General features: G+C 44.5%; 8 protein-coding genes, 1 tRNA gene and 1 rRNA gene. 4 read left to right on the top strand and 6 right to left on the bottom strand.

The genetic code is table 11. From position 1 onward, the window contains the following. Window positions 1–907 precede the first annotated feature (907 nt). The 3 genes from MsAg5_RS09170 to MsAg5_RS09160 form a co-directional block, all read right to left on the bottom strand. Entirely contained in the window at window positions 908–1,948 is a 1,041-nt protein-coding gene (locus tag MsAg5_RS09170) for an AAA family ATPase (protein ID WP_338100332.1), read from the bottom strand. Between the two features lie 133 nt (window positions 1,949–2,081). Then, window positions 2,082–3,782: a preprotein translocase subunit SecD gene (locus MsAg5_RS09165; protein WP_338100331.1), complete on the bottom strand. Its 1,701-nt coding sequence runs from the start codon at window positions 3,780–3,782 to the stop codon at window positions 2,082–2,084. Beyond that, window positions 3,779–4,849, bottom strand: a complete 1,071-nt coding sequence (locus MsAg5_RS09160; RefSeq protein ID WP_338100330.1) for a protein translocase subunit SecF — start codon at window positions 4,847–4,849, stop codon at window positions 3,779–3,781. The genes MsAg5_RS09165 and MsAg5_RS09160 overlap by 4 nt, the downstream gene beginning before the upstream one ends. Before the next feature lie 338 nt (window positions 4,850–5,187). Here MsAg5_RS09160 and MsAg5_RS09155 point away from each other — a divergent pair, with 338 nt between their 5' ends. From MsAg5_RS09155 to MsAg5_RS09145, 3 genes are all read left to right on the top strand, one after another. Next, a complete protein-coding gene (locus tag MsAg5_RS09155; RefSeq protein WP_338100329.1) occupies window positions 5,188–5,652 on the top strand; it encodes a deoxycytidylate deaminase in 465 nt (154 codons plus the stop codon). Window positions 5,653–5,742: 90 nt separating this feature from the next. Next, window positions 5,743–6,711, top strand: coding sequence for an ArsR family transcriptional regulator (locus tag MsAg5_RS09150; RefSeq protein WP_338100328.1), 969 nt, complete (start codon window positions 5,743–5,745; stop codon window positions 6,709–6,711). Window positions 6,712–7,046: 335 nt separating this feature from the next. After that, window positions 7,047–10,004 carry a SpaA isopeptide-forming pilin-related protein gene (locus MsAg5_RS09145; protein WP_338100327.1) on the top strand — a complete coding sequence of 986 codons (2,958 nt, stop codon included), beginning with the start codon at window positions 7,047–7,049 and terminating at the stop codon, window positions 10,002–10,004. Between the two features lie 175 nt (window positions 10,005–10,179). On the opposite strand, the gene MsAg5_RS09140 is transcribed toward MsAg5_RS09145, so the two are convergent. Then, window positions 10,180–10,251 (bottom strand) — tRNA-Cys (locus MsAg5_RS09140). A gap of 120 nt (window positions 10,252–10,371) precedes the next feature. On the opposite strand from MsAg5_RS09140, the gene MsAg5_RS09135 reads away from it, so the two are divergent. Beyond that, on the top strand, window positions 10,372–10,971 hold the full coding sequence (locus MsAg5_RS09135) for a GTP-binding protein (protein ID WP_338100326.1): 600 nt from the start codon (window positions 10,372–10,374) through the stop codon (window positions 10,969–10,971). Window positions 10,972–11,067: 96 nt separating this feature from the next. Here MsAg5_RS09135 and MsAg5_RS09130 read toward each other — a convergent pair whose 3' ends face one another. Then, entirely contained in the window at window positions 11,068–12,201 is a 1,134-nt protein-coding gene (locus tag MsAg5_RS09130) for an aldo/keto reductase (protein WP_338100325.1), read from the bottom strand. 313 nt (window positions 12,202–12,514) lie between these two features. Beyond that, window positions 12,515–12,629, bottom strand: a 5S ribosomal RNA gene (gene rrf, locus MsAg5_RS09125); the annotation flags it as partial.

Genomic DNA, 12,629 nt, shown 5'->3' with positions numbered 1-12,629 from the left:
TGGCTGACACCAAGTCTTGAAAAGGTTTCAATTCGAATGCGTTCATTCAATGTGAGATGACTATATTTTTTATACTCGGAGATGGTTTGGTTCACGGGTGTTACTTCCTTTGGGCAAAAATAGGAAGGTAAACACCCACTTCTATTTTTCGGAATTATGCATTTCTCCGTTGAATGCAGGTTTTAATCTTATTTTCGTTTAAACCATATTTCATTTTAATTTTATTTTTTTTAAACCATATTTCCGTTTAAACACCTTATTTTTACATTTTTCCCGTTTGATGATTTTTAATTTTTCATGTTAACGGCAGATCATTCAGGTCGCATGCTTTTTTTATTTATTTTATTCGATGATTATAATTGAATTATCATTTTACAATTATCTTTTTGTTTTCTTGTTTAACGATAATTTTTAAACTAAGGTATGAAATAAAGGGACGATACATTAAATAAGGTTATGACTATTAGATTGCCCTGCTAAAAACGAATGCTTGAACAAAAAAACGTTACAGCATTTAAGCATCAAAAAACGGATACAATGGAATTGAAAGATTAAAACCTCTGTTTTAAGCTTTCCAAACTAAACACCTATTTAAAACCTCGAAGTATTTGGAATTTATATTCCAAATACTTCTTCAGACTTATTTTCTGATTATTTTGGCGTTGAATTGTATTTTTAGCATCCCTTTCTTTTCAAATTATTTTATTTTAAATGATCCACCCTTTTCTTCATTTCATAAAAATGGGCTCCCGCTCTTCTCGAATTTGTAAAAAATGAATGCGATAACGCGCGCGCAGCTGCCGCCAAGAAAAAAATGAAATGAAAAAGAAGGGAATATGAAGAAAAACTGAGAATAAGATAAAACAAAAAATTATAAAAAAAGAAAAGATGAAATCACAAAAACTAATCAATCAAAATTCGCCAGCAGATTTTCCAATTGGATCCGTTCATTTTGAGCGTTCATCAGCCGGCTGTCGCAGTCCGCCACCGCCAAAATCTTTCGGGCGGCCGTCTTTTCATCTTTTTCGTTTTCATCGATCACACAGGCGATCTGCTCCAATATTTCCGAGCCGGAATAGCCGACGTCGATGAGGAGCGCGTCTAATTTTTCGCGGATTTTGAGGAAATCTTTCTCCGTTTGGGCGGCGTCCAAGAGTTCTTTAAAAGCCGTTTCTTCTTCCAGCTGCATCTGCATTTTAATCATTCCGGACGTCAGCGGCGTGTTCATCTCGTCGGCTTCGATGAGGCCGGCCTGCAAAAGTTCCAGAGATTTGGACACATTGCCGTTCGTCAGTTCGGAAATTTCAATGAAAATATCGTCCGTTACGGAAACGTTTTCCTTTTCGGCAATACTTTTCAGATAATCCGCCAAATCTTCCGGATTCGGATATTTGAAAAAGAGCGTCACACAGCGGGAACGAAGCGGCGCGATGAGTTTAGAGACGCTTTTGGTAGAGAGAATAAACCGGCAGGTTTTGGAATACTTTTCCATAATCCGGCGCAGCGCATGTTGAGCGTCCATTGTCAGCGATTCGGCCGAATCAATGCAAATGATCTTGTAATCCGCGTCAATCGGCGCGATGCCTGCATATTCGTTGATAATATCTTTAAAAATTGTAATGACGCTTCTTTGAATCTTTTTCGGGTCGTCTGTTCCGAGAATCCGGTAAAAGCGCGGGTCGCGGACCAAATAATTCTTTCCCTGCTCAAAAAAGTCGGACGCGTTAAAATACGTGAAATTCTGTTCGCTGCTTTCCCCGTAAAGTTCCTTGGAAAGGGCGAGCGCCGCCGTCATCTTTCCGGCGTTTTCGGGACCGAATAAGATCAGGTGCGGCAGGGATCCGGACGCCGCCAAACTTTTCAGCGTGGCGACGGTTTGCCGGTTTCCGAGAATGTCTTCCAAAGCCGTTGGGCGGTATTTCAGTGTCCAAACATCTTTTTCCGTCATTCTTTTCCATCCTTTTTTCGTTTTTGTATTCACAATTGATTGTTAAAATGTTGTTCTCAACTGAATGTTTGCCTTCTAATTATAGATTACCTGATAAGATTACCGGAGTTTTCCGGCAATCTGTTCAGTCAATTTACTCCGACAGGTCTTCGTCCACCAATCCTTTTTTGGTCAAAATATATTTCAGGATGGCGGAGTAGGCCGGGCGGGCAATCAAAACGCCGATGAGAACACCGACGATCGTCACGACGGCAAATCCTTTCAGGGCGCCGAATCCTAAGAACACCAAGGGCGTCATGGCAACAACGGTTGTTGCGGCGGCGCCGAAGATGATCATGAACGCCTTTCCGATACGGGCAGAATAAACCTTTTCAGATGGCGTTTTTCCCTGATGGACGACTTCTTCCGTGATGATGACCAAGTGGTCGACGCCTGTTCCGATCACGGCAATGATACCGGCGATGGACGCTAAGTCCAGTTCTTGTCCGACCAGCGCGGCAAATCCGAGAAGCATGACGACTTCCGCAACGGACGTTCCGACCATCGGAATGACGATTTCGGGGCGGCGGTATTTGTTGAAAATCAAAAGCGCCACGGCGATCATCGCAAAGAAGGCGGTGATGATCGCGCCTTTTAAGAATCCGCTGCCAAGGGCGGCGTCTACTTGTCCGGAACCGATGATTTCAACGTTCACCGGGAGGGCGCCGGCGCGCAGGTGAATTTGGAGTTCTTTCGCTTCTTCGTACGTCGACGTTGTCGCCTGCCAGGAATAAATCGGGCCTGTTCTCAATTGAGCGGCGGCACTGCTGCTGAGGGGCGCGCTGTAAATCACTTCGTCGTCGAGCAGCATGATCAAATTGTGGCTGTTCGGGTCGGTGGTGGCGCCGGCTTTGATGGCGGCTTGCTGAAGCGCCATAGCGCCCTGTTCATTTAAGGTGAACGGCACATACCATTGGCCGCCTTGCGTTTGACCGACCGGGTTCACGCTCACGACGCTGTCGCCGTACAAGATGTGCGCGGTTTCGTTGGCGTCCACTTGAATCCGGATTTCAAATTTACCGGGGGTTTCGACCAATTTACGCGCTTCCGCCAAATCGACGCCGGCAAAGTCAATCAAAATGTATTCGTCGCCGACCGCTTGAATCGGTAGATCTTTGATGCCGAGACCGTTGCCGAGTTTGTTGTTGAGAACGTCAATGGTCGTCTGCATGGTTTCTTTGGTGGTTCCGTCCCGGTACAACGGGTTTCCGGACGCGTCCTTTAAAATGGTTCCGTTGGCGGCGGACATAATCGTCGTCAACTCTTCCATACTTGTGGCTTTTCGGATTTCCCATTCGTATCCGTTGGCGCCGCGAATTGCGTACGGAATCACTTCGGCGCCGTAGGCCGTTGACAGATAGGAGGTGATGAAAGAAACTTTGGACGCCGTAATCGTCACTTCGGTGTCCGCGCCCCGCTGCTTGACGGTGGCGTTTCCGAAGAGGTAATCAAGACGCGTTTCATTGACCGGATCTGTTGTTGTAAATGTCACGGATCCGTTTCCGCTCGAATCAAAATTGGAGCCGACGATGACGAGACCGTTCGGATATTCGTTTTCAAGCATCTTGGAGACGATGTTTTCGGGATTGGCGTCAACGCTGGCGACGGCGCCGTCTAATTTTAATTGAATCCAGGAGCCACCTTCAATATCGAGCCCATAGCTGATTCGAGTGTAAAATCCTTCGTCGGCGGAATACCAGGGTCCGATCGCAGCAATTGAAATGAGAAGGCCGAGAATCAATAAAATGACTTTATAATTCTTATAAAGCGGCGTTTCCTTTTTTTCTTCAATCATGCGTTTTTCCCTCCGTTTGCTTTCGATTTTGGTTTTCCGGATTTGGGATTGTTGTTGTTATTGTTGTTGTTATTGTTATTGCTGTTTTTGGTATTGCTGCTTGTGTTTTTGGTTTCAGCTTTGCTGACCGCATCGGCTTTGGGCTTTGTTCCGCCGCTGCCGCCGTAGTGGTGGCCGGACTTGCCTTTGGTCAAATAAGCCCGAAGGATACCGACGTTTAAGAACCAGGTGTTGAAGATATCAATCACCAGTCCGACCAGAACGATGAGTGAAATTTGAGAGAGAAGCGGAATCGGCGGGACGCTTGGGACAATGTAGTGCAGGTACGTGGACACCAAATACATGACCAAAAAGGCGGCTGCGGTCGTCGATGTCATTAAAAGGCCGGTCCGCATGGCGCTTGATATTTTGTCGTTGAGGTTTCCGGAGCGTTTGAGCACTTTGTTGGTCAGCAAAATATCGCTGTCGACCGAATAGCCGATGAGCATCAAAAGAGCGGCAACCGTTCCGAGCGTCAGTTCAATGCCGAACAGGTCCATGAATGCCACCGGGACCAGGATGTCGGAAACGGCGGATATAATGACGGCGCCGGCCGGAACAACTTTTCGGAACAGAATGGTGACGACGACGGCCATGCCGATGAATGATAAAATAATGGCCAAAAAGGCGGTTTTCTGAAGCTGCTCGCTGTAAACCGGCGCCACCTGCTTTTCTTCAACGTTTGAAAACGCCGAATTACCATATATCAGCTTTTCAATATTTTCAAGGTCTTCGTCCGCCATCTGTCCGAATTGAACGATCATGCGGTTGCCGCTGGTCCGGACTTCGTCCAACGGATAATCCGAGAACATTTCTTCAATTTGAGATTCGGAAAGGCTTGTGGTGAATGAAAACTGAGTGCCGCCCACGAAGTCCATCCCAAGAGCCACCGGATATCCGGTTTTGACGGTTGTAAAAAGAATGATAATAATTGCCAGTGCTAAAACCGCCAGCGGTATGGCGATTAATTTCTTGTTGTCCGTTTTTTCCACAAACGGATGAAGGTAGTTGTAGAGTTCGAGCGCCATATATCTTGCCTTCTTCAGATTAATTTTTTATTCTGTCTTAATCTTCTGAGCTTTCGCCGGCTTTTTTCAACTTTCACGTATCATTTTCAATTGCGGTTTCCGGCTTTTTGCGGACCGGGGAAACTTTGATGAAAAAGACCGAGTCGACGGACATTATTTTTTTGAAAGGTTTTGATTTTCTATTTGTTAATCTTATTTCTACTTTTCGTTATTGTTTTTTCATTTTTTTAACCGGATAATTTAATTTTTTAGAGTTTCTTTTTTTAGATTTTTTGCGGGATTGCCTTTGTTTTGTCTTCAGATGAAACTTATATATATTGTCCTCTATTTGTCTATTCATGACAGAAAGGCTTTCCATTGATGATTATTATGTTGAAATTTCCCAAACGGTCGCCAAAAGGTCGACGTGTTTGAGAAACCGCGTGGGAGCTGTGATCGTTCGGGACAACCATATTTTGACAACCGGATACAACGGCGCACCACGTGGTTTATCTCACTGTTTAGACATCGGATGTCTTCGGGCCGAGCAAAATATTCCGTCCGGAACCATGCATGAGAAGTGCCGGGCGGTTCACGCCGAACAAAACGCGATCATTCAGGCGGCGCTTCACGGGATTCCGACGTCGGGCGCAACGCTTTACTGCACGCACCAGCCGTGTATTTTGTGCACGAAAATGATTATCAATGCCGGCATCAAACGCGTCGTCTTCTTAAATTCGTATCCGGATCCGAATTCCATGGGATTCTTTAACGAGGCGGGCGTTGCGGTGGAACAGCATACGCCCAAAGAACAGAAAGAGTAACAGCAACAGGTTATCTACTATCATCTGTTATTATCTATTAATTATCTATTTTTTATTCATCATTTCATTCATAAACAGGAGGCAGAGAAAATGGATCCGTCCGAGGTTTTGGACCTTTTGGGCAATGAGAACCGGCGTAAAATTTTAGCGCTTCTCGCCGACCGTCCGTTTTATGTGAATGAAATCACCGGCCGGATCGGCGTGGCGCCCAAAGCGGTTCTCGGCCATCTCAATCTTTTGGAAGAAGCCGGCCTGATTGAAAGCAGCGTGGATAGCCAGCGCCGCAAGTATTACAATATTTCGCGCAGCATGCGCCTTGAAGTTTTCGTGTCTCCTTATTCTTATTCCGTTCAAGTCAGCCGGTCGGATTTTGAAATGCCGAGCGAGCCGACGTATTCTTTGTCCGTGGCGTTCAACAATCCGAGCCAAAGAATTCAGCGCCGCCGTTATTTGAAGCGGACGCCGCGCATTCCGATGCTCGCGTCGACGCCGGTCATTTTCTTGGAATCCTCTTTTCCCACACCGGTTTATCCGGGAGAATTTTTTGATGCGGACAGCACGGACATTTTAAAGGATTCCGGAATTGAAAACGGAACCAAAATTGAAAATGAACATTCGGGTGCCGAGCCTGAATATATTTTCAAAACAACAGGCGATTCGGAGATTTTTGAGAAAGGGGCGGACGACTTGCTCAAAAGCCGGGAGGGTTTTTTCCTCTCTCAGATTCATCAGGTTCAGCGCGATATTGACGCTGTTTTAGAAGAGCAGCGGGAGCTGTCTTTCCGGCAGAAAGAGCTGGACGTCCGGAAAAACAGGCTGATGAATTCTTTTATTCACTACGCAACGCAGTTGTCACAGGATAACATTGATTTGGACATCTTGTTCCGGCTCTTGAAAGACGGCATGACGGCCGCCGATATTTGCCATGAAACCGGTTACGCGCCCGCGAAAGTGATGCCGCGGCTGAAGACTTTTGAAGAAAAAGGAATTGTTGAAAAGTATCTTTCCGGCGGCGATTTCGTTTGGCGGCTGAAAGACGGCAACGATTCGGACCTTTAATCAATCTTTAATTCTTTTTTGGTTTTGTGTTTCGTATTTTTCAAATCGTTTTTATTTGTTATATCTTACCTTTTCTTTTCAATTTGTTATTCTGTAAAGATTTTCTATTTTTTTATTATTTTTTCCTCTCTGAAGCCATCCGCTTACAATGTTATTTTCGATCTGTTATAATATTATTAAATCTTAAGATTTATATATCTATATGGGGTTATTATCATAAAATATACGGAAAATATAATTTTATTCAACTGGTCTATATTTTCATGGCAGTTTCAAAAATATTATGAGTTGGGAAGATGAATTTTTTCAAGAAAGGGTTGTCTTTGCTTTTTATTTTGATTTTATTGTTGACGCCGGTGGCGGCGGCAAGCGTTCAAATTGTTGTCGATGGACATAACACGGGAATGACGTCGGCGGCTTGTTTGGAACAAGGGCCCGGAACTCAAAATCCAACAGCGATTGGTGGGTATGATTTGAACGGGCCGGTCAGTTCGGGTATCATTACCGTTAAAGATAATGGAAATTATACCGCTCCAAATCACAATTATGATTTGGAAAATTTGGTCGTTATCAATAAAGATGCGACCGATCTTGCCGATCATGGCGGTCAGCTGGAATCAGAAGTCACATTAACATTGGATGTTAAGCCGGCTGAGTTTGTCTATTATCCTCCTCCTGCAATTGATTTTATTTTTGTTTATGATGTCACAAACAGCATGGCAAAGGCCGAAAATGCAATTGATGGAAAAACAAGGCTGGAATTAGCTCAATCCGCAATTAAAAATGCATCTAACGAAATATGGACAGCCAATAAGAATTCAACGGTGACCATTATTCCATATAGCAGAGACGTTTTTATTCCTCTTGAAAGCGGCGGTCTTCAATTTAATGCTTCGTTGCTCTACGCGCCAAATACTTTTCCTAACCAATACGCAGGTACAAATTTTGTGGATGATTCCGGCATCTATCCGGGTGGTTCAAGCAATTTGACATATCAAGCGATTAACCAGTCGATTTTGGCAGGAGTTAGCGCCGATCCTTCTCAAACGGAATTTACAATTTTTGAAAGCGATTACACCTACTATAAAGTTAACTATTCCATGGTTGCTGATTCTGGCAATCCGAGTGACGTACTTAAAAAATTCAATGACTCGGTGGATGCGCTTCCGCTGGCTCGTGATACCAACACGCAGTCCGGATTGAAAGCGGCTTATGAAATGTTAAATGATTCGACGAAGTTTCCAAGCAGCAGCCAGAATCATCGTGTTGTGGTTTTAATAACAGACGGCGATGCCAATCGTTTTTATATCGACGATGATTCAAAACAAGTTTCTGAATCCGGGTCCGCTCTACATAATATCAACCACAAAATCATTGATCCGGCCAATTTTGGAAATATCAAAAATGTTACCGGTTATATCGGCGAGGCGGCTCATCCGTCTGATATTCAATATGCTCACGAGGCGTGTGAAAAGGTTGCTGACGCTATTAAAGATCCGGCCAAGGGAAATGCAGTGATTTATGTCGTTGGTATCCAAATGAGCGAAACAAACGGTACCCCTTCTGTGAATGTCATAAAATCTTTTGAAAACGTTTCATCCTTTGATTATATTTACAAAATAGAGCAAGGAACGTCAGATACTCAAGCCATTCAAACCGCCATTCGAAACGCCATCCAATCATCACTTAATTTCTATGCGCCGATTGATGATTTCACCGTGAATGATACAATCAACACGGCTTTGTTTGACTATGTTCCGGGTTCCCTGACCATCGAATATAAATTGGGGTCCAGTTCGCTTACAACGTTTTCAGATTACAAAGTCGGATCAGATGTTGATTTCTTGGATGGCAATATCTCCATCAATTTCGGAAAAGCGCCGTATTCACCGACAGATTCTCTGACTTCTGAATCCGCCCAATATGTGATTAAGTACAAAATTACACCCAAATTGGACTCAAACAGCAATACTATTCCGGCCGGCGACCATTTACATGTCGGCTGGGACAACAAGAGCTATGCCGGTTATGTTGCACCGCACCACCTCGATTCTCCGAACTCGACCGTTGTTTATTCGGGAATCGGTGTGACCCAAAAGATCGGATACGTTCCGTTTAATACGCCAACGCTTTCAACCGGTCTTTTTATCAAAAAAGAGGTCAGCCGCGACAATTCAACTTGGGTGAAAAATCTGGATCTGCCGAAAGGCGGTGGGACGGCTTATTACAAAGTGACGGTCATAAACAAAATGGCCGGTCAAGCAGATCTGGACCGTGTTGCAGACCAAATTGACGGAACAGATGCGGCAACCGTTTATCTGGACAAAAGCACGAACAATTTGCTGGAAAACGCATCCGCCCAAAGAGTCGGCGGGCAATATTCCGGCGGTATCTTAACTTTAAATTCCGGAAACTCGGCAACATTCTATTACAACGTCAGCTACGGTTCCGATGTGAAAACGTACAGTAATATGGCGGTTATCAAAGATGATTCGACAAACGATTATGATGACGCTGCCGCCGGAATTCTCAGATCTGCCACCGCAACGGTGACGGTTCCGGCCGGTGGCGGCGGGGGCGGGGGCGGCGGCGGAAATGCCACCATCAACAACACAACCGTCCAAACAAAAGGTTATGAAAACAGCGGTTCGGGCGCCGAGTTGATTTTGGAAAAAGTGGACAGTACCAATACGTCCAAAAAACTGTCGGCGACGTTTGAAATTCGGGACCGGGACGGCAATTCGTTCACCCCGCAAATGATTTACAAAACCAACCGATCCGGCCATACTGAGCGGATTTATCTGACGCACGGCACCACGTACACCATCTATGAAACGCAGGCGCCGAGCGGATACAAACCGGTTGACGGCGGTATTAAAGTCACGGTCAATGAAGATTTAACCCTTCAGCCGGTCGACGGATATAAGTTGACTAACAACGGCGGCGTTTACACGCTGACGATTCCGAACGATCCGGATGCCGGCGCCTGTAAGGTTTTCCACTGGTGGTGGCTGTATGCGCTGCTGGCGGTTTTAATGATCGTTCAAGCCGGCTTTTTGGTCAAGAAATTCAAACGGCCGATCATCAGCATGGACAAAGCTGGTCTTGACAACAAGTGGTGGATTGTTTTGTTGGTTATGATTCTGGCGGCTGTGGTTTCAGCGGCCTGGTTCTATCAATACTACTGTCATCTGAGCGATTGGTGGGTTTTGTTGCCAACGCTTTTAACATTGGTTTTGACGCCGGCGATTTATTTGTATAACAAATACTTCCCGGGTCAACCCAAAATGTGAAATCGATGGTGACAACGGAAAAATCGATCCAAAGAAAAATAAAGTCATATGAAAAAACAAAGCCGGCATCAATTTTGATGCCGGCTTTTTTTATTGATTTATTCAGAATCACAAAAATAAAAAACAATAAAAATACAAAAACAAAGTTCATCGGTTTAATTTTTAAAAAAGAAAAAGCCAACGTCCGGATTCGAACCGAAATATATTCGCTCTGCAGGCGAACGCATAGCCGCTCTGCCACGTTGGCACGTGAAATAAGTTTGTTTAAGGGAAGTACTAGTGGTTTTTCTTTTATTTAAAATATACGGTGAAAACAAAACTGAAAAGATTAAATGATAGAAAAACAAATTATAATCGGTGAGTTCTGATGAAAATCATAATCATTGGCGGTTTTCTCAGCAGCGGGAAATCGACAGCTATTCAATCCTTGGGCAAACATTTCGCCGAGGCCGGCAAAACGGTCGCCGTTCTGGTGAACGAGGCCGGCGAGGTCGATATCGGCGGCGACCTTTTTGGGTACGATATCGATACGAAAGAAGTGACGATGGCTTGCGTGACGTGCAATCTAAAAGCCGCGATTACGACGTCGGTCGCGCAGTTGGTTGACAAGGCGCATCCGGATATTTTGTTCATCGAACCCAAAGAAACGGTATCGCCGCTTGTGGTTCGCGAAGAATTGAAATTGGCGGCCACCAAACAAGGCGGCGAAGAATACGATTTTGCGCCGTTGATCACATTTATTGACGCCTCTTCTTTCTTTAAAAATGTCAAAGAGAAACGAAAGGTCACGTTTGATCAAATTCAAGTGTCGGAAGTCGTCGTGTTGAACAAAATTGATTTGGTTGACGCAAACGTTGTTGACATGATTCAGGAAAGCGTTTTACAAATCAATCCGAAAGCAGTTGTTTTAGCAAATACGAATTTGAATGAAACGGGATTGAATGAAATTTTGAAATCCCTTGGCTGACTGTTATTTTAAATAATTTGTCTCCATTCTCAAATTTCATTCATTAAATGAGAATATTTTTACTCATGAGCTACCTCTTCTATGGTCTTTTGTGTTTTATGATTTCATTTTTGATGAAAAATCAGCCATGGCTTCTGAAATTTTGATCTGCTGCGGACAAACGGATTCGCAGCTTTGACAGGCTGTACAGGCGCCGGGCTGTTTTTCTTTCGGCAGCGCCGCCAATGCCATCGGCGCGATGAAGCCGCCGCCGGTAAAGCAATGTTCATTGTAAAGGGAAAGCAGGTTTGGAATATCGAGTTCTTGGGGGCAGTGGGAGACGCAATAGCGGCATTCGGTGCAGGGAAGCACAGTCTTGCTCACCATTTCGCCGGCCATGGTCAACAAAGTCTCGAACTCTTGGGCCGTCAACGGTTTTTCAGTTTCAAATGTGTGAATGTTTTCCTGCAGTTGTTCAAAATTGGATGAACCGGCCAACACGAGTGTGATGTTTGGAACGGACTGGAGGAACCGGAACGCCCATGCCGGAATTGTTTCTTCCGGTCGCAGCGCTTTCAATTGGGTTGTGTTTTCTTCGGAAAGCGTTGCCAATTGGCCGCCGCGCAAGGGTTCCATCACCCAAACCGGAAGTTGGTATTCATTCAACAAATCCATTTTTGCTTTCGCGTCCTGAAACGTCCAATCCAAATAATTCAACTGAATCTGGCAAAATTCCATATGTTCGCCGCAGGCGTCAAGGAAACGTTTCATCACATCGTAACTGCCGTGCGCCGAAAAGCCGAGATGCCGGATCCGGCCGGCTTCTTTTTGTTTGAGCAAATATTTCAAAATACCGTAGTGTTCATCCAAATAAGCGTCAATGTTGGCCTCGCAAACATTGTGAATCAAATAAAAATCGAAATATGCCACACCGCAGCGTTTGAGCTGTTCCTCAAAAATTGAAGTGATTTTGTCCATATTTGAAAGATCGTATCCTGGGAATTTGTCCGCCAGGAAATAGCTTTCTCTCGGATAGGTTTTCAATATTTTTCCCATCATAACTTCGGATTGGCCGTCGTGATAGCCCCACGCCGTATCAAAATAATTGACGCCGTTTTCCATGGCATAAGCGACCATTTCTGTTGTTTGCGCTTCATCGATCTTGGCGTAATTCCCGTCAAGCACCGGCAAGCGCATGGCGCCAAAACCAAGGGCGGGCAGTTTCAAATCTTGAAAATTTTTATAAATCATCTTTTTACTCCTTATTTCAAATTGGATTATGGCATTACATTTCACATTTATTATAAATCCTTTCTCAGAAATTGAATTCATGAGGATTTTTATGAATGCAGCTCCGCATTTTTTCAAAAAAGCTTTTAAAAAACCGACCCGTGTTCTTACCTGCGCTCGCCGCCCCCCAAAAAAGACAATGCGCAGATAATTTCGCATGAAACTCGCAATTAAAAACCGACCCACGGGTATCGCATGATAATTGTTCAAAAAAAGGTAGCTAATGTAATTTAATAAATTATTTGAAAAAGTTTAAAATTAAATAAAGAAAGGCCTTTGGCAGCGATCCAGATTTCCCGAAGGCTCGCACACTTCAGTACAGTAAGGAACGCCGGCGGGCTTATCTTCTGTGTTCGGTATGGGTACAGGAGTTTCCCCGCCGCTATGGC

Origin of the sequence: Methanolapillus africanus, from assembly GCF_032714475.1 — an archaeon.
Classification (GTDB): domain Archaea; phylum Halobacteriota; class Methanosarcinia; order Methanosarcinales; family Methanosarcinaceae; genus Methanolapillus; species Methanolapillus africanus.
Note: the sequence above shows the minus strand (reverse complement) of the source record. Positions and strands in the feature narration are given on the sequence as shown.